This is a genomic window from Marinomonas sp. S3726 (assembly GCF_000967665.1).
In the GTDB taxonomy this organism is placed as follows: Bacteria; Pseudomonadota; Gammaproteobacteria; order Pseudomonadales; family Marinomonadaceae; genus Marinomonas.
Window position 1 is genome coordinate 22798 of sequence record NZ_JXYC01000008.1, and the last position, 23326, is coordinate 46123.

The 23326-nt window shown below is 40.3% G+C and carries 22 protein-coding genes; 14 read left to right on the forward strand and 8 right to left on the reverse strand.

The features are described 5' to 3' along the window. Nucleotides 1-121: 121 nt before the first annotated feature. Nucleotides 122-2335: a diguanylate cyclase gene (locus tag TW85_RS07295; RefSeq protein ID WP_046016459.1), complete on the forward strand. Its 2214-nt coding sequence runs from the start codon at nt 122-124 to the stop codon at nt 2333-2335. Nucleotides 2336-2414: 79 nt separating this feature from the next. On the opposite strand, the gene TW85_RS07300 is transcribed toward TW85_RS07295, so the two are convergent. Together TW85_RS07300 and TW85_RS07305 are read right to left on the reverse strand one after the other, a co-directional pair. Beyond that, entirely contained in the window at nt 2415-3353 is a 939-nt protein-coding gene (locus TW85_RS07300; protein WP_046016460.1) for a DMT family transporter, read from the reverse strand. Nucleotides 3354-3453: 100 nt separating this feature from the next. Continuing rightward, on the reverse strand, nt 3454-4164 hold the full coding sequence (locus tag TW85_RS07305; RefSeq protein WP_046016461.1) for an AraC family transcriptional regulator: 711 nt from the start codon (nt 4162-4164) through the stop codon (nt 3454-3456). A gap of 513 nt (nt 4165-4677) precedes the next feature. Here TW85_RS07305 and TW85_RS07310 point away from each other — a divergent pair. The 10 genes from TW85_RS07310 (at nt 4678) to TW85_RS26145 (ending at nt 14174) form a co-directional block, all read left to right on the forward strand. Further along, nucleotides 4678-5592: a LysR family transcriptional regulator gene (locus TW85_RS07310; protein WP_046016462.1), complete on the forward strand. Its 915-nt coding sequence runs from the start codon at nt 4678-4680 to the stop codon at nt 5590-5592. A gap of 124 nt (nt 5593-5716) precedes the next feature. Next, nucleotides 5717-6118 carry a RidA family protein gene (locus tag TW85_RS07315; RefSeq protein WP_046016463.1) on the forward strand — a complete coding sequence of 134 codons (402 nt, stop codon included), beginning with the start codon at nt 5717-5719 and terminating at the stop codon, nt 6116-6118. A 155-nt stretch (nt 6119-6273) separates the two neighbouring features. Next, entirely contained in the window at nt 6274-7431 is a 1158-nt protein-coding gene (locus TW85_RS07320; protein ID WP_046016464.1) for an FAD-dependent monooxygenase, read from the forward strand. A gap of 633 nt (nt 7432-8064) precedes the next feature. Next, nucleotides 8065-8979 carry a 3-hydroxyacyl-CoA dehydrogenase NAD-binding domain-containing protein gene (locus TW85_RS07325; protein WP_046016465.1) on the forward strand — a complete coding sequence of 305 codons (915 nt, stop codon included), beginning with the start codon at nt 8065-8067 and terminating at the stop codon, nt 8977-8979. Between the two features lie 72 nt (nt 8980-9051). Next, entirely contained in the window at nt 9052-9921 is an 870-nt protein-coding gene (locus TW85_RS07330; protein ID WP_046016466.1) for a 3-keto-5-aminohexanoate cleavage protein, read from the forward strand. 87 nt (nt 9922-10008) lie between these two features. Next, nucleotides 10009-10944, forward strand: coding sequence for a cyclase family protein (locus TW85_RS07335; protein WP_046016467.1), 936 nt, complete (start codon nt 10009-10011; stop codon nt 10942-10944). 93 nt (nt 10945-11037) lie between these two features. Beyond that, complete coding sequence (locus TW85_RS07340; protein ID WP_046016468.1) at nt 11038-11394, forward strand: cupin domain-containing protein; 357 nt, start codon at nt 11038-11040, stop codon at nt 11392-11394. A gap of 52 nt (nt 11395-11446) precedes the next feature. Then, a complete protein-coding gene (locus tag TW85_RS07345) occupies nt 11447-12262 on the forward strand; it encodes an SDR family oxidoreductase (protein ID WP_046016469.1) in 816 nt (271 codons plus the stop codon). A gap of 167 nt (nt 12263-12429) precedes the next feature. Continuing rightward, complete coding sequence (locus TW85_RS07350) at nt 12430-13902, forward strand: sodium:solute symporter family protein (RefSeq protein ID WP_046016470.1); 1473 nt, start codon at nt 12430-12432, stop codon at nt 13900-13902. A gap of 125 nt (nt 13903-14027) precedes the next feature. Next, on the forward strand, nt 14028-14174 hold the full coding sequence (locus tag TW85_RS26145; protein ID WP_157196905.1) for a hypothetical protein: 147 nt from the start codon (nt 14028-14030) through the stop codon (nt 14172-14174). 92 nt (nt 14175-14266) lie between these two features. On the opposite strand, the gene TW85_RS07355 is transcribed toward TW85_RS26145, so the two are convergent. The 3 genes from TW85_RS07355 to TW85_RS25385 form a co-directional block, all read right to left on the reverse strand. Continuing rightward, on the reverse strand, nt 14267-15034 hold the full coding sequence (locus tag TW85_RS07355) for an IclR family transcriptional regulator (protein ID WP_046016471.1): 768 nt from the start codon (nt 15032-15034) through the stop codon (nt 14267-14269). A 204-nt stretch (nt 15035-15238) separates the two neighbouring features. Continuing rightward, the gene (gene dctP / locus TW85_RS07360) at nt 15239-16267 is read right to left on the reverse strand and encodes a TRAP transporter substrate-binding protein DctP (RefSeq protein ID WP_046016472.1); all 1029 of its coding nucleotides are present in this window, start codon (nt 16265-16267) and stop codon (nt 15239-15241) included. A 301-nt stretch (nt 16268-16568) separates the two neighbouring features. Continuing rightward, on the reverse strand, nt 16569-16949 hold the full coding sequence (locus TW85_RS25385; RefSeq protein ID WP_084616177.1) for a DUF4345 domain-containing protein: 381 nt from the start codon (nt 16947-16949) through the stop codon (nt 16569-16571). A 601-nt stretch (nt 16950-17550) separates the two neighbouring features. Here TW85_RS25385 and TW85_RS07370 point away from each other — a divergent pair. Continuing rightward, entirely contained in the window at nt 17551-18462 is a 912-nt protein-coding gene (locus TW85_RS07370) for an SDR family NAD(P)-dependent oxidoreductase (protein ID WP_202904837.1), read from the forward strand. 113 nt (nt 18463-18575) lie between these two features. On the opposite strand, the gene TW85_RS07375 is transcribed toward TW85_RS07370, so the two are convergent. Both TW85_RS07375 and TW85_RS07380 read right to left on the reverse strand, forming a co-directional pair. Beyond that, complete coding sequence (locus TW85_RS07375) at nt 18576-19043, reverse strand: anthrone oxygenase family protein (RefSeq protein ID WP_046016474.1); 468 nt, start codon at nt 19041-19043, stop codon at nt 18576-18578. Then, nucleotides 19043-19888, reverse strand: a complete 846-nt coding sequence (locus TW85_RS07380; protein ID WP_046016475.1) for an NAD(P)H-binding protein — start codon at nt 19886-19888, stop codon at nt 19043-19045. The genes TW85_RS07375 and TW85_RS07380 overlap by 1 nt, the downstream gene beginning before the upstream one ends. Before the next feature lie 251 nt (nt 19889-20139). On the opposite strand from TW85_RS07380, the gene TW85_RS07385 reads away from it, so the two are divergent. Both TW85_RS07385 and TW85_RS07390 read left to right on the forward strand, forming a co-directional pair. Further along, nucleotides 20140-21096, forward strand: coding sequence for an AraC family transcriptional regulator (locus TW85_RS07385; RefSeq protein ID WP_046016476.1), 957 nt, complete (start codon nt 20140-20142; stop codon nt 21094-21096). Nucleotides 21097-21229: 133 nt separating this feature from the next. Further along, nucleotides 21230-22033 carry a transporter substrate-binding domain-containing protein gene (locus TW85_RS07390; RefSeq protein WP_046016477.1) on the forward strand — a complete coding sequence of 268 codons (804 nt, stop codon included), beginning with the start codon at nt 21230-21232 and terminating at the stop codon, nt 22031-22033. Nucleotides 22034-22098: 65 nt separating this feature from the next. Here TW85_RS07390 and TW85_RS07395 read toward each other — a convergent pair whose 3' ends face one another. Then, nucleotides 22099-23247 (reverse strand): iron-containing alcohol dehydrogenase, encoded by a 1149-nt coding sequence (locus TW85_RS07395; RefSeq protein ID WP_046016478.1) that lies wholly within the window; start codon nt 23245-23247, stop codon nt 22099-22101. Between the last annotated feature and the right edge of the window lie 79 nt (nt 23248-23326).

Here is a 23326-nt window from a genome sequence, read left to right on the forward strand (position 1 = left end):
AAGGTCGAGGCAATATTAATTGTTTTGATAAGTTCGGTTAGCTGTTAGAAATGCTTTTATTAATTAGAAAGGACTCATAGCGTGCAATGGATGCTGTTCGCCTCTAGAGGAAAACAAGCATATGAACTTAAGATACAAGATATCGCTTTCTTTGGTAGTTACCACTCTTGTCCCTGTTTCCATTTTGATATTCTTTGTGTTTTGGCACGTTACTAATGATGCGGAAAAAGACACCAAACATACCATCCAAAATTATCTGCAACTTATGTCTTCTAAACTCTCGGATGAGTTTTATAGCAGTATCCGCGAAGTTGAAATTTACGCTCAGATCGAGCAAGTTAAATCCTTAGAACCTAGTCAATTTATACCTGTACTAAAAAAAGAGTTATTACGTCAGAACGGACGCTATGAAAAACTTTTGGTAAGTGATAAAAAAGGGCATTTATACAATACGGCCTGCGGCAATATTGCACAGGACTATAAATGCACTTTTGATGATACAGACCCAAGCGCTAAGCCAAAGTTTTTAACGTCAAGGAAATACTGGCAAGAAACCGTGGGTAATAACTTGTCAGAAAAAAACGTTACTCATCTTTCTGACCCCATCATTTCTTATTCTACTGGCGTGAGTCAATTGATCATAGCAACCACAGTATTTGATGATAATCAGCTTAAAGGTATGGTTGGTGCTTCGATAGAGTGGGATCGCATCTCCACCATGATTACTGATTTAACTCGTTCTATTTTTTCGCAATTTAACTGGACTCCAAAGGTTATGTTAATCAGTTCGAGTGGTACATATTGGTACCATTGGGACCAAGATAAACTGGTGCGATTAAAACAAAATGAAAAGGGTGAGGTGGTTAAAGACGCAAAAGGTCTACCTATTTCAGTATCCAGTAATATTTATCAAGAACCTGAAGTTGGCCTTCATGAATCTCATACAGCCATGATGCAGAGACTGTCTGGTATTACTGAGTTTACCTTAAAAGAAACTGGCGAAACCAACTATCTATTTTATAGTCCCATTGCTTCTAGCCAATACTCTATCGCCTTGATGGTGTCAGAAAAAAACATAAACCAAGTCTCTTATGAACTCAAAAACCTCTACGCTTTTATCTTTGTCATTACCTTGTGTGTTTTTATGTTTGCAGCAATATGGATAGCCAAAGCGATTACTGACCCGATTAGTCGTCTAGTCGACCAAGCAAATCGTTTAAAAGAAGGAAATTACCAAGCTGAGAGTGACGACACAGGAACAGGTGAATTACGTGAGTTATCGCAAACCTTTTCGCAAATGGCAAAGGTTATTCTGGATAGACAAAAACGTCTGGAGATGAGTGAAGAAAGGTTCGAATTGGCAATGAAAGGTGCTAACGACGGCCTATGGGATTGGCACCTAGATACTAATAAAGTGTATTACTCACCCCGTTGGAAGCAAATGTTAGGCTACGATTCTGATGAATTAACAGAAGACTCAAGTACCTATTTTAATCTTTTGGATAATAAAGAACATAAGCACTTACAAGAAGAGATTGAATCGGTACGAAACTCAGATAAGAACACCTTTAAATATAAGGTACGTATGCGTCATAAAGAAGGTCACCTAGTTCATATATTGACTCGTGGAATCGTGGTTAGAGATGACGAAGGCCAAGCGCAGAGATTTGTTGGCACCCACGTAGATATAAGTGAGCTCACTGAGAACGAAGAGAAAATTAAAAAGCTCAACAGTGACTTAGAGAAAACAGTGAAAGAAAGAACGCTTAAGTTAGAAGTCGCTAATCGTCATTTAGAAGAGCTTGCCATGCTAGATATGATGCTAAATATAGGCAACCGCAGGGGCCTAGAAAGGCATTTAAACCTGACTCATACCCGTTTCAAAGAAGAAGGGCAAACCTATGCTGTACTTCTATTTGACGTTGATTACTTCAAAAAATTTAATGATTTTTATGGCCACCAAGAAGGCGATAACACCCTTATTCAAGTCGTTAACTGTTTGAATGCTCATCTAGTTAAATCGGAGCAAATTTACCGATTTGGAGGAGAAGAGTTTATTTGTGTCTTGCCTGAATCAGATCTAGAGAAAGCCTATGCACAGGCTAGAAAGATGGTAGAAGATGTTAAGAAACTCAAAATTAAGCATGATAAAAGCCATTATGAAGTCGTTACTGTGAGTGTTGGCTGTGCTCAGGTAGGTATTGATGATGTGACATGGGAACAAGTCATAAGGCGAAGTGACAAGGCGCTTTATCTGGCCAAAGCTAATGGCCGTAATCAGGCTTCGAATACTTGTTTTGCAAATGAAAAAATCATGGACAGCAAAATGGCTTAAAGCAAGACTTGTATTTCAGCTGCTTTAAGCCAGTTATCTCAATGCGGCTAATTATGCATTTCTAATAAAAGTATTTTGTTTAAGAGATTGGTTTTCGCAATAGAAGTTTGAGGCCTGATGTAATTCGTTTATGTCCATTAACGAGAACTATGCCCAGCATGACTAAAATGGCGCCGTAGATAAAACTCATTTCAAGTGGTTCATCTAAAATCCATACTCCAAACCCTATACCAAACATGGGTGTCATAAAAGTAAACACACCAAGCTGCGAAGCTGAATATTGCCTTAGTAACCAAAACCAAATGAGGTAACTTGCAAAGGTGACAATGATTCCTTGGAAAACTAGGTTACCCATAACGGTTGGGGTCATTGAATATTGGGTTTGCCCTGTTACTATCGCCACAATAAAAATGACGATAAATGAAACAATCAACTGATACCAGAGGGTTTGTGTCGCAGGAGCAGTAGCTAAACTTGATTTACGCACAAGTACGGTTGTTGCAGCCCAAGAGATAGCACCAAAGATAGCTAATAAATCACCCCAAAGCATATTTGGCGCGCTTGCTGTATCTGATCCTGCTTCTCTTAAAAGGAATGTCAACGATATCCCGATAAAAGCAACAATAATGCCTAACCATTGCAGAGGTTTGAGTTGTTCTGACTTAACGGTGAAATGCAGACAAAAGGCGACAAAAATGGGGGCGGTATACATGAAGACAACCATGTGAGATGCCGTTGTATGCCTTAGACCTTCACCTACAAAAAAGAATTCGAGAGAGAAGAGTAAACCCGCCAAAATACCAGGTTTAAAAGTACTGGCATTGATTAAGGGCTCTTTTCGCCAAAGCATGACAATTGTTAAGAGAATAGCTGCAATGCCAGATCTTAATGCAATTTGTAAAACAGGTGACATATCGGATGCTACTGCTTTAACAAAGACTTGTTGTAAGCCCCAAATTAAGCTGACTAGGGCAACGATCGTAATGGCTAAACGATCAATATCTTTACGTGAGTTCATCAATTTTTTCCTTGTAAGTGATGCATAGCAGTATATCCATATTGGAAATTATTTAATGTTGTGAAAAGCCGATTAACTTAATTGAAAAGACCAACTTTTGTTATTGATGGCGTGAATTACTGGGTGAGTGTCCAAAGTAAACAGAAAAGCGATGACTAAAGGCTGAAAGGTCTTGATAGCCGACGCTATTCGCTACGATATTAACAGGTGTGTCTGTATGAGCAAGCAGGCCTCTTGCTTTCGTCATACGGATTGATAATAAATATTGGCTGGTGGTCTGGCCTGTTTCTTTTTTAAATAGATTCTTTAGCTGGCTCACACTTAAGCAGGCTACTTGCGCTAATGTAGCTAGACTCGGTGTCACACTAATATCTTTTTCAAAGTATTCTAAAACTCTGGCAATTCTTGGGTCTAGTCTCGGAATGAAGGTCTGTTCTTCTAGTATTGTCATAAACATTTCCCCCATAGATTCATATAACTGCTTACTAATAGGGTACTCCAGCTGTTTTTCAACATAACCACAAAAATACTGGAGTGCAGGAGGAATGCTAATAACAGGGTGAGAAAGGCACGCTAGGCTAGGAGGGAGTTCGTTCATGTCTGCCACTAAAAAGCTTGAACCTTCATCCGGTACAAACTTGTGCTCACATCCTTTAGGAAAGACAATACATTGACCTGGACCGATACGCCCGCTTCCCATTTCGGTGAAGTTATCAGCAGCACCACGAATGGGAATAACCAACTGACTATAGTCGTGAAGATGCGTATATGTGGCAAAGCTAAAAGAACGAATATAGAGTTTTGCCGACATCTTGCCTTCCAAAGAAATGTTATAAGTTAAAGCTTAATAGTATCAATTGATTATACAAAGGGCTTTGTTCAAAAGCTTATTTTTTTACTTGGTAAGCTAACTTCAAATTTTAGTCATTAGTTGCTATTTAATGTACGGACTCTATGTTGAGACCGGCTTACCCAATATCTCCATTGATAAAACCAAGCGCTAATCTCATCTTTTTTAATAATCTTGCTGCCTGTTTTAAGAGGTTAAAATGGTTGATGTTTAACTGTTAGCAAAGCGATGGTAATTTCGTGATCTATTCTGATATTGGTAAAGCACTTTGGGCAATAGGCATTAACGAAAGGCAGAAGCATTTTGAAGATAGTATGGCAGTCTCTTCTTATTCTTAAGCAAGGGAAGGAGAGGCTGTTAATCGTAAAACAACTGGGTCTATAGCTTATAGTTCAGTGAGTTTTGACTTTTTATAGTAAAGTTTTAGTCTGTACGTTTTTAACTCGTTAGATCGTTTTTGCACACAGGCTATATATGATTGAAAAACTAGAGCTTCATCATTTAAAAACACTTGCAGCCTTACTTCATTATCAAAACATTTCGTTAGCGGCAGAGTCATTAAACTTATCTCAGCAAGCCGTTAGTGCAAAGTTAAAAAGGCTAAGGGATATTTTAGGCGATAATTTATTCATAAGAGAGGGGCATGGTATCGTGCCAACACCTTATGCTAGGAGCATTCTGCCTTATGTAGAAAGCTTAATTAGTCAGCTAAATGCCTTTCCATTACCGGCTTGTAATGACATTAGTAAAATGGAGCGGCAGATAGTTATTTCGGCGACAGATTATGCTCAAGCCGTTATTTTACCCAAATTAATTAACAAGCTAAGGCAGGTTGCACCACAGGTAAAAGTGATTGTATGTAATGTTGAGGTAGCAGCGCTTACCAAAAAAATGAGTCAGGGAGAAATCGATTTAGCTTTTACAACCTCAGGTTATGTGCCAGATGGCTTGATCTCGACCCCTTTGTTTATTGAAAGATATGTTTGTGTTGAAGCTGATTTAGATAAAAGTAACCCAGATAGGTTAAGTATTGAAAAGAACCTGCAAGAAGCAATGGCTGTGAAAGACTTAGCTAAACGAGACTTTGTTGTGGTAAATCCTGGAACGGCTAGTTTAACCGGGTCAGCAGAGGCTTGGTTTTTACAGCAAGGATTGACTCGACATGTGAGTGTATCGGCTCCAACATTTTATATGGCACAAGAATATATCAAAGCCTCTGATATGGTGGGCTTTATGCCATCAAAACTTTTACCTCTAGCAGGCTTAAGAGTAATTGCATTAGAAAAGTCTCCCCCAGGCTACCAAGTCGTCGCAGCCTATCATGCTAAGGTTAAAAATGATGCGCTAATACATTTTCTACTTGAAGCCTGCTTATTAGAAAACTCGTAGCTCAAAGACTAACCATTTGAATTTACAACTTAGACTTGTATCAGTTACCTCTGTAGCCTGATTGTTGCAGATTATCGTTAAATTTATGATTGATTTTTCAATCTTAAAGATAGGTTTAACAGATATGAGTATTTTAAAAATTAACCCTGATAACTTGTATGATGGGTCCCAAAATGGCTTATCGCATGCTGCAGTCTCTACTAAATTAGGGCTTATTTTTGTCTCTGGCCAAGTTGACTGGTCAAAAGACTTTACTGTGACAAATACTAGCATGGCAGGTCAGGCTGAAGTAGCAATGGAAAACCTAACAACAGTGCTTAAAGAGTCTGGTTCATCTATTGATGACCTTCTTCAAGTGCGTATTTATGTGAAAGGAGAGGTGTCAGATCATATGGAGGCTTTAAGTCCTGTTTTAGGTAAATATATTGCTAAAGCACGCCCGGCATTAACGGGTGTTGGTGTGACTTCATTGGCTAGCCCTGACTTGTTAATTGAAGTCGAAGCCATTGCTCAATTGACGGGCTAAGTGTAAAAAAGAGGAATAAATGCATTGCAATAAAAATGTTAATTTCTTGCTTTAGCCCTTACTTTTCACAATAAATTTTTGCCTTTACTAAACGGCTTATGCTCTTATTAGCGCTTGATGCAAAAAGATTAACATCAATTTGTTAGAGGTAAAAAATGAAAGGAATCATAGTTGGCGCAGGTATTGGTGGATTAACAACAGCCATAGCGCTTGAATCTCAAGGTATTGAGTATCAAATATTTGAAGCTGCACCTGAGCTTAGTGTTAAAGGTGCAGGCATACTCATTCCACCTAATGCTATGGCTGTATTGGCTCAATATAATCTGGTTGAAGCGTTAAAACCCTTTGCCCAGCCGATTCAATCCATGGTGATTATGAATGCAAACGGGGAAGTGCTTTCATCTTCATCAACAAATTATGTATATCATGGTAAAAGCTTTCAAACCCATGCAATACACAGGGGAGAGCTGCAAAAACTGCTACTAAACAAGCTTAACAATAAGCAGATCAATCTTGGTCATAAGTGTGACAATCTCAACTTTAACGGGAATAAAGTAGAAGTGGATTTTTACAATAAGGCTAATATCAGAGCAGATTTTGTGATTGGTGCAGACGGCCTTAGATCCAAGGTAAGAAACAGTTTGTTTTCTCGTCATTCTGCTGAGTCCAGTTTACGTTATTCAGGGCAATTATGTTGGCGTGGTGTCGCCAATATAGAGCTTGATGAAAAATGGCGTACTCAGCTTACCGAAATTTGGGGACAAGGTACTCGATTTGGCTTTGTGAAAATTGCACCAGAACAAGTCTACTGGTATGCAACGCAACATCAAAAATCTCCTTTAGAGCAGAAAAGTAATTTTCAATCACTTATAAGTCACTTCGCTCATTATCCTTCTCCAGTACAAGCCTTAATAGAGAGCACTCAACCAAATCAAATTATTCAAGACCATATTTATGACCTAGCGCCCTTATCAAGTTGGTCAGATAGCAATGTTGTTCTGATGGGAGATGCGGCTCATGCAAGCACACCTAACTTAGGGCAAGGTGGCGCCCAAGCTATTGAAGACGCACATCTTCTTGCGCAAACTCTGTCATCAGCTATCAGTCAAGATCAGGATGCTGAAGCGGCATTTAAGATCTTTGAAAAAGCAAGACGAAAGAAAGTGGACAACCTAGTCAAAACCGCTTGGCAAATAGGCCAAGTAACGAACCTATCTAATCCTGTCGCCTGCTATATGCGTAATACTGCGGTTAAACATATGTCGAGATTTATGATTCAGAAAAGTACGCAGCAGATGTACGCTTGGCCTTAATTTGAAAACAACAGTCATTTCTTAGGCACTAAAAGGGCTAATATTTAGCCCTTTTGAGTCTATATTTTTTACTTCTATATTTTGAGGCTATGTTCACGTTTTTATAATTTGGATAATAGCTTTGTTTCCTAACATCTGCTCATATCAATCCTATTAAAAGCTTTAAATCTAAATCACACTCCAACCAATTTAGAACAAGAAACACCCACCAAAAGTCACAACCTTTAAGCAAATTGCCTACCTGATTTTTAATCATTTTTAGATTCATCATGTTAGACGAAAGCGCTGTATTTGAATCAATTTACTCAGTTTAAAAATTTATTTTTAGCTAAGAGTGGCCTAAAAAACGTTTTTCCCCTTTTTCTTTTAAAAAAACAGTGTCTTTTTCTTTTGTCTTATAAAAGCATGAAAATGCTTTTTTTATTGTTATTTATCAGAATCTTAAGATGATGTTTTCTCCTTATTACATCATCCAGACAGAGCGAGTCAGGTAATTAAAATATAAATAATGACCGTATCGCGGTTGACATGTATCGTTTTGCGGTACAGTATTTATTGCAAGAATAGCTAAAAAGATACGTTTATTCGTTCGTTTCTTTTTGAGCACTAAAATAAAAATAAGAGCAATAAATAATGCAAAATATAAATACAATCGCGGTAATTGGTGCGGGCCTTATGGGTGCTGGCATTGCTCAGGTTTTTATTAGTCAGGGCAAACAAGTAAGAGTCTATGACCCTGTTGAATCCTCGTTGAAAAGCCTAGCTGATCGTCTACGTCAGAATTTAGATTTAGTAGAACAACCCTATGATTGCCTTGCTAATTTAAGCATTTCAAACAGTCTTGCTGAGACAGTTGATGGTGCTGATATTGTGTTTGAAGCCGCGCCAGAGCAGCTTGAGGTCAAGCGCGCCATTTTCCGAGATTTACTCCCTTTAGTTAAAGACGATGCCATTCTAGCTAGTAATACCTCTGTAATTCCCATTAAAGAAATAGGTCAAAATTTGGATCACAAAGGCCGTCTTGTTGGAACCCATTGGTGGAACCCTGCTTATCTCATCCCGCTTGTTGAAGTTGTTCAGTCAGAAACCACCAGTGATTGGGTTGTTGATCAAACAATTGCCCTTCTAGAGCAAGTGGGTAAAAAACCTGTTCATGTCAAAAAGGATGTCGCTGGTTTTGTTGGAAATCGTCTTCAGCATGCCTTATGGCGCGAAGCTATTGCGTTAATTAATGATGGTGTTTGTGACGCTGAAACCGTCGACGTGGTTGTAAAAAATTCATTTGGTCTGCGTTTGCCAGTGTTAGGTCCGATTGAAAACAGCGACTTGGTTGGCTTAGACCTCACGCTAGATATTCACAATGTGATTTTAAAAGGTATTAACCGAGATGAATCGCCTTCGCTCCTTTTACAGCAAAAAGTCGCGGAGGGCGAACTGGGCATGAAAGCAGGTAAAGGCTTTATGTCTTGGTCAGAAAAAGAGGCCAATAAAGTGAAATCGGACCTAGTTGATTACCTCTTAAAAGTGAATCAAACCCAGCAAAAATAAGGCTTATATTCCTATTCTGGTGGTCCAGAAAGGCCACTTTTAACTCAACCTATTTCAAGATCGAGGTTCACCATGTCACTTGAAGATAAAGTTATATTAACCGTTGCATGTACCGGGGCTTGGCCTAAAAAAGCCGATTCACCTTATATGCCATTAACACCGCAAGAAGAAGCGGATGAGATAGTGCTTTGTGGTGAAGCAGGAGCCTCAATTGCGCATATTCATGTTCGAGACGATGAAGATAACGCATCCATGGATTTTGATAAATTTGCCGAAACCGTCGAGTTAGTTCGTACTCGCTCTGACATCGTTATCAATCTCACCACATCGGGTGGCCTTGGGTTGGATGACGAAACCCGTATGCGACCTTTTCAAGAGTTACGTCCAGAAATAGCCTCTTTTGATGCTGGCACTATGAACTGGGCTCACTCAACCATCTTTGAAAATAGCCCTAAATTTCTGGAGAAGCTTGCAGTCGCAATGGCAGATTGTCATGTGAAACCTGAGATTGAGATTTTTGATGTGGGCATGATTTACAACCTGCTTTATTACATCAAAAAAGGGCTAATTCAGACACCCCCTCATATTCAATTTGTACTGGGGGCACCAGGTGGTATGACGGCGGAAGTGAAAAACCTCATGTTTTTACTGAGTGTTTGCAAAGACAACCTTGGTGAAAACTTTACTTGGTCTGCGCTGGGTATTGGCCGTGGTCATCTTCCCATTATGTATGCCGCTCTGGCACTTGGTGGAAATGTTCGTGTGGGCATGGAAGACAATATTTTTTATCGCAAGGGTCAGTTGGCGAAATCAAATACTGAATTTGTCGAGCGTACCAAGCGCATGGTGGCAGAACTAGATAAAAGCATCGCAACACCAGATGAAACACGACAAATATTAAGCCTTCAAAACACACCAGACATGTTATTAGCACGCACATAAAGCTAACCAAATTTAGCTAATTTCCCACCGAATTTAGCTAATCATTATTTAATTACACTATTAATTGCACTATGCAGGAGAGACGTTATGGGTAAGAAAGTACTCGTTGATTTAAGCCATCCATTTGGCCCTAACATGCCAGTTTGGCCTTATTTTAAAAAACCAGACATAGATACTGTACATGGTATTGCCAAATCTGGTGTGCTAACACAGTCACTTAAAATTGTGATGCATTGTGGTACCCATGCTGATTCGCCACGCCATGTTATGGATAAAGAGTTTGATGGAAGGCGTGCTCGATATACTCATGAAATGGAGCTTGATGAGTATTATGGCGATGCCGTCTGTTTGGATATTAAAACCCATGTTTGGGGATTAATAACCGCCGAAGATCTTGATGATGCAGTCCGAAGAGCCGGTATGAAGAACGAAGAGCTAGAAGGCATGATAGTGATTCTAAGAACGGGTATGCACCTAAATTGGGATGATTCAAAAGACTACTTCCACTATGCCACAGGTTGTGGTGTAGAAGCAGGGCATTGGTTCGTGAAACACAAGGTGAAAACTGTGGGTATGGACCAACAAGCCCTAGACCATCCTCTACATACCTCTATGGGGCGTAATGGCATTCCTATGAATCTCATGGGTAAAAGTGGCAAACCTATTGTTGATGAGTTTATTGAAAAGTTTGGTGAAGATGCTTACGCCTGGTTCGAAAAAGACCGCTTTATCAAGCTCCATGGTGAGTCTGCCTATTATGAGTTGTACGGTGAAATTGAAGAAAAAGCAGGCACAGGGGGAACTTGGGAACCTTGTCATAAGCTCATGCTAGGTAATGGCATTACCGGATGGGAAAATGTCGGTGGTGACTTGGAAAAAGTGGTGGGTAAACGCTTTAAGATCATGGGCTTCCCAATACGTTGGGTAGAAGGAGATGGTTCCATGGTGCGATTAGTCGCTGAAATTGACGAAGCCGATCTAAATGATGTACCAACCCGAGTTTACCCATACGGTGATCACTAGGTTATTACCAATTTAAGAAAGAACCCTAAAAGGTGAGCTTAATAGAATATTGGGCTCATCTCATCTAATTCGTGCTCAATGAGGTGATAAAGAATGAAAAAAGTATCACTTGATAAGGTTCAGCCTTATAACCCTCCAGCCCACTTTGATATGACTGCGCTTAAGCTTCAAGGCAAAGAAGAAACTGGGATTACTCAGTTTTGGCAAGGTCTGTCTTATTTTTTACCTAAAGGCGGTGCTGAGATGCAGTATGAAAAAGGCAGCTTTGGAGCCGAGTTTGAAAAAACCTATTTCATCGTAAAAGGCGAGCTGACAGTAACCAGTGCTAGTGGCGAATCCCTTTTATTAGCAGAGGGGGATTCGATTGCCATATACCCGAATGAAGGTCGCAGTGTGTTTAATCATACTAATAAAACGACAACGGCTTTGGTGACTGTATCGACGCATTAAGTCCCATCAAAACCTAAAAATCAGACTAAGAAAAATAAAAAGTGAGTCAATTATGTCTATGACAGAAACCTGGAGTAATACTTTTGCTCTTAATATATTCAACCTAAAAGAAAAGGTGGTTGTCATCACAGGGGGGAATGGCACCCTAGGAGCGGCATACGCTCAAGCTTTTGCCTTGCATGGTGCAAAAGTGGTGGTGACGGCAAGAAATATGTCTACCCTTGAAGAAACTGTTGCCAGTGTCAAACGAGTGGGAGGAGATTGCATTGCCATTGCATCAGATGTGACCGACTCAGTTGGTTTGCAAAGCTTAGTGGAGAAGATCGATCAAGATTTTGGGAAGATAGATATCTTGATTAACAATGCCGGCATGGCTTTTAGGGCAGCAGCAGAGGAAATGCCCGCCGATAAGTTTAATCAAGTTATGCAGGTAAATGTCACAGGCACATTGATTCCTTGCCAAGTATTTGGACGATACTTTATGCAACAAGGACATGGCAAGATAGTCAACACCTCTTCGGTCAGAGGCTTTAGTGGCCATCCAGATGGTTATACGGCCTATGCGGCATCAAAGGCCGCCGTGGATAACCTGACTAAACAGCTTGCAACTGAATGGGCGTTTAAAGGCAGAGAGGCTGGATTTAATATTAATGTGAATGCGATTGCACCGACGTTAGTTAAGTCTCCTCTTACTCAAGAAATTTGTGAAGATCCAGTTCGAATCGCCCCATTCTTATCTCGTCTTCCTATGGGGCGTGTGGCCGAAACCCATGACATGATAGGAACGGTTCTTTTCCTTTCTGCACCCGCATCTGACTTTATGAATGGTCAAACACTTTATGTTGATGGAGGTTGTACCGCCGGTTAATCCTTCGGCATTTGATCACCTATTCTTAATGAATAAATAACCAGGGAAGTGACGAAAGCGGTATTCCCGTCTCAGTGTCTGACGATTTGTTTTATCAGACTGAGAAGAGGAAACTTAAACCTCACTTCCCTATAGATAAAATAAAAATAATATTATCGAGGTTTAGTATGAGCAGTATATTACTCATGGTTCTTATCTATAACATCTTTGTGATTGGTGGAATAGGCTGGTATCTAAGGTGGAAAGAAAAGCAAACTCACTCAATTACTGATATGGCTTTAGGGGGACGTGATGCAGGTATTGCTATGTTTTCAGTCACTATCGCGATTACCTATCTTGGCTCCGCTCACGTATACGGGTTAATGGAAATGTCTTTTGTGCTGGGGGCTGTAGCGCTTTGGTTTTGCTTTGCACATACCATATTAATTTGTGTTATTTGCTTAGGCACAGGGCGTTGGATCCGTCGAATAGGCACATCAACTATTCCTGAGTTGATTGGCAAGCTTTATAACAAACGGTTAAGAACCTATACCGCCTGTGTTGGTGCCATGGTTGTATTCGGGCTGGTAACGCTTGAAACGCAAACACTAGGCATAGGTATTTCTGCTATGTCAGATTGGTCATTAGGTTGGTCCTCTGTACTTGGTGCTGCCATAGGAACTGCATATGTTTGCATGGGAGGAATAAAGCAAACTATGTGGGTCAACTTGATCAATGCCATTGTCATGTATGCCTCTATTATCATTGCGGGTATTTATCTTGCCTTTGTTATTCCCGGTGGTTGGGAAGGGGTGACAGCTCATTATGTTGAGAATGATCAAGCATTTAAGTTATCCATTTTAGGGACGCCGGATCTGTTAGTTGGCTTTGCCTTGGCGGCGATTTTCTCCGTGGTTTTTTCTCAATCTGTTAACCAACAAGGCATGCAATCAGCAATGTCTGCAAAAAATGAAAAGGTCATCAAGCGTTCATTATGGATAGCTGCACCCATAAACGGCATGTTTGGGGTATTTCCTGTGCTGGTGGGGCTGGCAGCCGCAACGATTCCTGAGTTTGCGGCTTTAGGGCCAAAGTTAGCAGGGGCAACAATGATAGTTGAGCTTTTACCTTCATGGTTAGTGGTTTTACTTCAAGCTGGCTTTTTAGGTGCCTTGCTTTCAACCTTTGCTATGTCAGCGCTTGCGCCAGCAACCATCTTTGCTAAAGACATAGTTGGAGCGAATGTTAAAGGTGGGTTATCCGCTAAAATGGAGCAAAGTGTGATCCGTAATGTGATCATTCTAATTGGTATCATTGCAGCTAGTATGACCTTTTTCTTCCAACCAAATGTTATTTTGGCAATTACTTGGTTGTTTGCTTGGTTAGTACCATTCTTCTTTATAATAGTGACAGGCCTGTATTGGAAACGCCATTCAGGTGTAGCCCTTATGGTTGTCTTATCTGCATGGATAGTGAACCTGCTATGGTCCTTTAGTGATATCAAGCACAGCATAGGTTTATCTGCATTTGAAAATGCTCATATCGTTGCCATTGTTTCTTTGTTAACCACCTTGATAGGTAATGCCTTAGTGACTCATGCTAAACCCGGTTTATTCCGAGAGTCAAAAGACGCAAAACAAGCTCTAACAGCACAAGCTTAATTGGATAGGAGAAAAGTAATGAATTTTGCGACAGAACTACTACTTATTTCGTTTGTTACTATTATGGGCATCGTCTTGGCGTCGATTTTAGTGTCTAAAATTATTGAGAAACTAGGAGCTTAATCATGAGTCTTGATGCAGGTACTGAGCTATGGATGTTAGGCGTGATCGCTTTTGGTGTTGTTTTTTACCTAGTTTCCCTTTATTACTCGAAAACCCTTTCTAAAGGAGAGTCGAATGACGAGCTTAAAGAGATGTCTAACAAAGAGTAATTAGATACAAGCAAGGAATAAAAAATGCCTTTCTTAGAGATAAGAAAGGCATTTTCATATGTAGGAATGAAACAATGGGTAAGTCAGAAAAGTTAAGAAACCTTGCCTAACGCCACTTCTATAATATTGCAGTACTTTAATAAGGTTTTAGCTAACTTGTCTTCATTTCCGTAAAAACGAACAGAAGGCACAGGAATAGATAGAGCAAGATTTTGTCCGTATGGACCAGAAATACAAGCCCCTACAGCACATAAGCCTTGATGATGTTCTTCTAAATCAAAGGCTACGCCAGTTTTACGAATCTTTTTAATATCTTCTTGAAGTTCATTTTCTTCAATCAAGGTTTTGTTGGTAGAACGTTCAAGAGGGTAGGTAAGTAATTTATTAATTTCATCATCACTCATGGCTGCTAGAACGGCTTTACCATTGGCACAGCTATGAATAGGGAAGGGCTGACCGACAGCCGAAACGGCCATTAGTCTTTGCTTTTCAGTGATAATTTGATCGATGAAAATCATGGATGAGCCATCATGGACGGATAGGTCAACAGTTTCTTCAATCTCATCCGAAAGCTGTTTCATGTAGGGCAAGATGACCCTATCAATATCCGCTTTAGCCGCTGATCCAAGCGATACTAAGCCTGGGCCTAATCTCACTCTTCCTGTGGGTGAGGCAGCAATGACAAAGCGTTCTTCATCTAATGCATAGACGATACGCTGCACCGTTGAACGTGCTAAACCGAGCGCTTTTGCAATGGCGCCTAAACTAAGGCCATCAGGCTGATTTTCTAACACACGTAAAATGGCTGCTGCTCGTGCAATTACTTGAACGCCTTGGCGAGAGCTGCTTTCTTTTTCCATAATTTTTCTTTTATCTTATTAATTTTTAATCATTTTATGATTTGGCATCATAACATAGTGAGAATTCATCGCGCAGAATTAAATCTTACGTGACCTTTGCTTTTGCTTGAACTGGTTTAAATCATATGAGCCAAAAAGCTGCTCATATATGGCCATGCTAAGCTTGGGCTCCTATCAAACTTGATAAGAGCCCCTTTACTACTTTTATTGAGTAAGTTCATCAACCTTTGTTCTGTAAAAATCATAGGCTGCTTGCCCATCAATTCCCTTACTGTTTGCTTTCTCAATCCAAGCTTGTGTCATGGGTAAAGATGCTTGTTTCAACGCCGCTTCAAAGCTTGGGTCGGCATCGATAATAGTCACTCCTTTTGCATCAAACTTATTAAAGGCTGCTTGTGTCGTGTCTTGCCAATAACCAGAGGCTAGTTGAGCAAAGCTATCACCGCTTACTGAAGAGAGTGCTGTTTTATCTTCAGGAGATAATCCTTGCCAAACGGCTTTATTCATCACTAAAGAGAAGCCACTTGCATACACATTGTGTTTAAAGCGTGTCATAGATTTTGTATAAGGAAAGAGTTCAAACGCACTGACATCGCCTGGGTCTAAGCCTATATGGCCATTAACCACGCCTGTGCTGATTACTTCACTCGCTCTTACTGGCGGAATAGCAATGACTTTAGCACCTACTTGGTTCATTAGGGTTTCTAGTACACCGGGTAAAGACCAAAGGGTGCGAGACCTTAGTTCTGACATTGAATTTATGGGGTGTTCTGTTTGGCTATATAATTCAGCAGGTGAAATCACCCACTGCGATAAAAGGTGAATTTGGTTTAACTCGTCTGGAAAAAACTTTCGGTTAGTTTGCCATAAAGCTGATGACATAGCTCTGGCATCATTGGATGCAACAAAAGGTGTCATAGCAACGAGTGCGCCTGTCGTTTGCTCAGGTATAAAACCATTAAATTGCACCGCGACATCTATGATACCTGCTTCAACCGCTTGAATCTGCTCCTCAGGGCTGGCAGCTGAGCTTGCCAAGACCTTACCTTTTACCCTTCCTTGGGACGCTTTTTCGACCTGCTTTAGCCAAGTGGGTAATACTTCTTGGCAAACTATATGTTGCGCTGGCCAAAAACAATTGACCTTGAGTTCTGTGGCATAACTGGAATTTAGCCAAAATACGCTAGTAACCGATGAAAGAGTAATCGCTGAAATTTTAATATGGTTTTTCATTATTGTTTTCCCATAGTTAAAAATGTTGAAAGACACTTGCTGTAAACTGAATCATTAAACCATATTGCGGTTTATATGTATTGCATTGCGGATAAATAAAATATATCAAATTTCTTAATAATTGTTTTATATGGCTTATTTTTTCTTACAAGCGGGCTGAATTTTCATAAAAGGTGTATTAGAGGGGTAGGAACACAGGTAAGGAAGGCAGGAAATAAGTGAAGACGGGATACTTTAGTGAGTTTGGAAAGAGCCAACCCAAATGTGAGGATCGACTCTTTATTGCTTAATGACAGGGTCTCTAGGCTTTTCTAGCAACTCTCAAATGCCATAGGATTAATAATGGCACCAAGGCAAGCTCAATAATGGTTGGCGGTACGATCTTGTCACTGACGATACCAAATTCCATGATGTTAGTGACCCTTGCAATACCACCAATAAATAAAGCCAGTAGAGCAAAGCGGAATAAGTTAGTATGTTTTTCAATGTTGATTAGAAAGAAAGCCAATACCAAGCCTTGGGTAAAGAAAACACCATAACCAAAACGATATTGATTATCAGCAAAGCCTCTTAATAGACTGTCTTGGTCAAAGATCATCTCCATACCAGAGACGCCCGCGCTGGCATTTAGGCCACCAAAGGCGCTTATGCCGCCGGGAACAAAACAGATAAAAGCCAGAATGGCAAAGGGAGCCTATGAATAAGTCCTCCCGCCTCAGCGTGTGAATAAAAGCCACTAGATTTATGGCGAGGAGCGCAACTTAATAGTTATTCTATTGATAAGCTCTTCAACGTAAAGATAGGGTTTTTAGACCACGCCCTTTGGGTCTTTCAGAAAAAGTAACACCCTGTGTTGTTACTTCTCGAAAGGTACCTACATTACGTCAAAGTAACGCCTTGCTTGATACTTTTTCTGATAAGACTGAGAAGAGGTGACTTAATCATAGGCTCCCTTTTAGTTGAAAGACTCTTCTTTCGGATGTATTAAATCGTGTCATGGGTGGTTCCTTTTCGTTAGCAATTGATTTATCGCTATCTTAAAGAGTGCCCATGTTAATTTTTTGATATTTCTTGCTGACTTGTCTTTGTTTAATGATCGACTCTTAAAGTTAGATTTTATTCATCACAATGATTTGAACCTATGTGTTTGAGAAAACACATTAGCAAGAAATATCAAAAAATCATTTTCTCACCCCTTTATATTTGATCCATACAAACACGCCAAGCTAGAGCGTTATCTAAGCGGGGCAACTTTAAAAAATTCAAAATAATAGGTGAACATGATGAAAAGCATTTTAATTACAGGAGCAAACGCAGGGCTTGGTAAAGAGAGCGCTAGACAATTCGCGTTACAAGAAGGTGTTGAGAAGATTTATCTAGGCTGTCGTAATCTATATAAGGCGAGTGACGCTAAACGCGAGTTAGAGCAAGCGACAGGGCGTAATATCTTTGAAATTTTGCAAATCGATGTTTCTGATTTGGACTCAGTTAAGCAAGCTGTAGAGTCTTTGCCTGAACCTGTTGAAGCGCTAGTAATGAATGCAGGAGGAACGGGTGGCGATAAATTTAATCAAAAAACAAAAGATGGTGTGACGCAAATATTTGCTGTTAACTTGCTTGGCCATGTAGCGTTAACAAATGCTTTATTAAAAGCGAATAAGCTAACGAAAATGGCGTTATATGCAGGTTCTGAAGCCGCTCGTGGCGTAAAAGAAATGGGTATGAAACGTCCTGAGTTGAAACATTCTTCAATCGAAGAGTTTGTCTCTATCTGTAATGGATCTTTCTTTGGCCCTGTTAAAGATGCCACTGTTCCTTATGGCCCAATTAAATATATGGGTGCCTTGTGGATGTCATCAATCGCAAGGGATTATCCTGAAATTCGTTTTGTTACCATGAGCCCTGGCGGCACGACTGGTACAGAAGGTTTTAATACCTTGTCACCTGTAAAACAGTATGTGATGAAAGGCATGATGAGATTAATGCTTTTACTAGGCAAGGTGCATAAAGTGGAAGTTGGAGCAAAACGTTTTGTCGAAGCTGTGCAAAATGAGGTGTATCAAACAGGTGTTTTTTATGCCAGTAAAAAAGGGCTAACAGGCCCAATTGGCGAGCAAGGTCCCTTATTTAAAGACCTGAATGATAAAAAAATTCAAGATAATGCCAGTAAAGCGATTCAACGCTTTTTAAATTAGAGGCTGCTTAGATTAAGAGTGCAAAGGTATAGGAGAGTAAGATAATTAGGTAGCAAAAAAGCGGCTAATCAAAAACGGGTTTAATTTGCTATAAACCCGTTTGAGAGGCCCACTTAAACAAGTGCCACAATATAGCCTATGCAGGCTAAAAAAGAGCTGAAACTTCTTAGGTGATTCCAACGCGTCCATTCAACCCTGTACATAAGCCAAATCTGCCGAGCTTCATTTTCATCTTTGGCATTTTCAAGACGATTGTTCAAAGGCACGTTAAAAAACAGCGTGCAAAGGAACATGCCAACGACATAGATAGCCCCAGCCCCTTTTACCCAAGGCGCTTCTAGTGGGTTGTCCACTATGAATATTAAGGTTAGAGCCAATATGCTAGAGCCGAAGAACAAGGGCATAAAGCCAGAAGTAAGAATGACTTTATTAATGCTTTGCATACTAGCAACGGCTGTTGGGCTAGGTAATGCTTTAAATGAATCCATAATGAAAACGGAGAAAGCGAAGTAAATGCCTGCCATCATGCCTGTGCTGATGGCAGCTATCCCTATGAAAAATTCGCTGTGTAAAACAGGCATTAACCGTTTTCTACTTCAGGAGTGGGTAGAGACCAAACACCTGATTCAAAGGCTTTGGTGGCGTAATCGTAGAATGAAGTTGCAGGTCGGCCAAGGGCTTTCTGAACACCATCTTGAGGAACACTATTTCTTCCGTCCATAACCACAGTGAACAACTCGTTCATTAGCCAAAGGACATCGCCCGGTAGGCCTTGCTCGCCAAGTGCGCTAAGGAACTGCTCAGCGGTGATGGATACAAATTGAATGTCTCTTTGAGTGACCTTGGCAATAATTCTTGCGCAATCATTCAAGGTGATTGCTTCAGGGCCTGTCACTTCAAACACTTGGTTAATTAAGCGTTTCTCAGTCAAACAAGCAAAAGCCACATCAGCAATATCATCCACATCGATAAAAGGCTCTGGAATATCACCAGAAGGAAGTGCGATTTTTCCTGATAAAACGCCATCTATTAAAAAGCCTTCGCTGAAGTTTTGTGAGAACCAGCTAGCACGAACCACATTCCAATAAAGACCGCTATCAATCAAGATTTTTTCTGCTTTTTGAGCGCCATCTTCACCACGACCAGATAAAAGTACTATGTGATGAATGCCTGCAATTTTTGCCTGACGAACAAACTCTGTAATGGCTTCTTGTGCGCCAGGTACGGCAAGGTCTGGTTGGAAACAGACATAAGCTCTAGTGCAACCTTGCATTGCATCTAACCAAGTTTCAGGCTTTAGCCAGTCAAAAGATGGATTAGTGCTACGTGATACGGCACGTGTTTCATGGCCTGCTGCGATTAAGCGTTCTTCAACACGTCGGCCTGTTTTACCTTGTTTACCAATTATTAATGTACGATTTGTCATTGTCATCAACCTCTAAAATTAACTTGGGGGAGTCTCTAGAAAAGCAACCTGGGATTGCACCTTTCTTAAGCGCTTAGTATTCTCGTTTTTTGATAGATGGTTAATGCTTTAGTGTCTAAGAAATTTGATAATTCGTCTAAACTAAGAAAAGTCGCATTTCAAAAAAGCTAAATGAATTATCTAAACAGGTTTTGAGTCGAGCTTTGAGTTGAATCTTTGTATCGGGCTTCCTAAATAAAAAGGTAATTAAAATGACATTGGATAATCCTGCTTACCCCTTAGCTAATGATCCCCTTGGTGAGGTGCTACATCAGCTCAGGCTAGATGGCAGCTTGTATTGTCGGTCTCATCTTGCTGGGGATTGGTCTCTCGCTATGCCTGTATTGCCCGGAAAAATGATGTTTCATATCATTAATAAAGGAAACTGCTGGTTAAGCGTAAAAGATGAGGTGCCTATAGCGTTACAACAAGGCGCACTTGTTCTTATTCCCCATGGACTAGGGCATACCTTATCCAGTAACCCAAACCTTGAAGCGACCCCTTTTTTTGATTCAGGTGTTAAGCGAGTTAGCGAGCGTTATGAAACCCTAGACATATTAGGAAATGGTGAAAAAACAGAGTTAACCTGTGGTGTTCTTAGTTTCGATCAGATGACAGGTATGCAATTGGTTGAGTCTCTACCTAAGATGATTTTGTTACAGGAATTAGAAGAAGGGAAGGCCGATTGGATCAAATCAAGTCTTCACCTTATTAGCCACGAAGCGCGCCACTTAAAACCAGGTGGGGAGACCATTATTACTCACCTTGCTGATATTTTAGTGATACAGCTGATTCGCCATTGGCTGGAAGAATCTCCAGAAGCGAATCAAGGTTGGTTAGGGGCGATTAAGGATAAGCATTTAGGTTTAGCCTTAAGGGCAATTCATCATGAACCCGAGAGAAACTGGACAGTAGACTCTCTGGCAAGAGAGTGTGGTATGTCACGTTCTGGCTTCTCGGCGCATTTCACCTCATTGGTAGGAAATACAGTCAAAAACTATTTAACTCAGTGGCGTATGAAGCTTGCTTACCAAAGGCTTATGAAAAAAAGTGAGCCTATGATCAATTTAGCAGAAGAGTTGGGCTATAGTTCAGAGGCTGCATTTTCAAGAGCTTTTAAGAGGGAGATGGGTTTTCCTCCAAGTAAATTGAGTAAAAACGCAACTTAATGAAAAAGAAAGGCTTTGCCTATCACAGCAAAGCTGTCAGGAATGTTGAAGTAATAAAGGCCTTATTAATAGAGGAGTAGTAAGCCTCAGCTTTCTCAATACATATCCTATAAAAATAATAAAAGGTGAATGTGTGATTTATCGATTGAATTTCAAGCACTGTCTTCATACGTTGATTTTTATCGCTTTATTTGCGTTTTCTCTAAACGTAAAAGCAGACCCGCTACAGGCTTCAACGCTTGATTACCCGCCCTATGAATACGTGGAAAATGGTCAAGCAAAAGGTATCGCTGTCGATATTATTAAAGAAGCGATCAAGCGAAGTGGCGATCACAGAGTTGAATTTAATTTTTATCCTTGGCGAAGAGCGGTGAACTCAGTCGAGTTTGGTTCGAGTGATATCTTATTTAACGCGGGTAAAAATGAAGCAAGGCAGGTTTGGGGGTACTATGTTGAAAGCCCTTTAATTCTTCAGAAGTATGTACTTTTTAAGCGCAAGGGCGATGAGGTTAAAGTCAATGCCAATTTTGATAATGTTAAGTCATTAGCCATCGCAATTCGCACAGGTTACTTATATGGCTCTGGTGTTTTTAGAAAAGCTTTAGATAGAGACAAATTCAGTTATCTCGTTAAGTCTGAAACAACGAAGCAAAGCATTGATTTACTCTTGAATAAGAGAGTGGATATGTTTGTTGGGGATTACCTTCCTGTAATGCATTACATTCAAGAAAATGGCTTAACGAGTGAGATAGATATTGTTGTAGAAGAGCAACAATCTCGTCCTCTCATTGTGCTGACATGGCCTACTTATATTCTATTTTCAAAAAAACGTACTGATATTAGCTATGTTCATAGAATTGATCGCATTTTAAATGAGATGAAACAAGATGGTACTTATGACATGTTTTTTCATAAGTACCAAAATGTCCATGATTAGCTGCGACTTGTCTTTAAAGTGGCTAATGGTCAGTCGCTATGAGTACCGATCAGCAAGAACGCATTTTACAAAATCACCGCATTAAGTATTTCACGGATCTCTTTGAGTCCAAGTGCTTGATTCTCACCAATTGCGGTAAGGCCGTGAGCTTCAATTTGAGCCATTAATTTTTCAATGCTGTTGGTTTTATCTTCCCCTTCAGGCTTAAAGCGAGTTTCTAGATTCAAACTCTGATAAAAGTGTTCAATCGCATCGATTGTTTGCTCAGCCAGTGTTTCTGAGTCATTCAAAGCAAACACATTTTTACCCATTTGCTCTAACTTGCCTCGTTTTGCTTCGATTTGATGACGAAGGAGTGAAGGCTGTACCAGTGTTAATGAACGGGCATGGTCTACGCCATAAAGCGCGGTAAACTCATGGCCTATCATATGGGTTGCCCAATCTTGCGGTACACCCACACTGATTAAACCGTTCAGCGCCTGATTGGCAGTCCACATTAGATTTTCACGCCAAGCATCATTGTCTCTATTGTCAAAATCCTTAGCTAAGATAAGCAGGTTCTTGAGCAGGGTTTCTGCATAACCATCTTGTACCATGGCTCCGGTTGGATAAGTAATGTATTGCTCGCACACGTGAACCCAAGCATCAACTAAGCCATTTGCTAATTGACGTTCAGGCAATGTTTTCATCACATGGGCATCTAAAACAGCAAAAGTCGGTCTTACAATTGGGTTATAAAAAGAGAGCTTTTCTTGAGTGGCTGCACGTGTAATCACAGCTGCAGGGTTGGATTCTGACCCTGTTGCTGGCAATGTTAAAATTGCGCCAATAGGTAAAGCCGATTTAGGTGAGTGTTTGCCTTCGAGAATATCCCAGCCAGCCCCATCATAAAGGCTAGCTGCTGCCACATATTTAGAGCCATCGATAACAGAGCCACCGCCAACTGCCAAAATAAAGTTAACGCCTTCTTGTTTAACAAGCGCAACTGCTTTATCTAAGGTTTCCATCGTTGGATTAGGCTCAACACCTGAAAACTCAACCCAAGCATGGTCTGACAAAGCATCAACAACTTCTTGGTAAACGCCATTTTTTTTAATCGAGCCACCACCGTAAATGAATAAGACTTTATCATTGGGGCTAATGCTATTTTTAATGCTAGCAATTTGACCTTTACCAAAATGTATCTGGGTGTGGTTTACATATGAAAATTCCATCTTTTACCTCTTTGAGTCTTCTGAAAATGAACAAAGGCGTTCACTTCCCCTTAAAGTGAATGCTTTTGTTTTATGATTG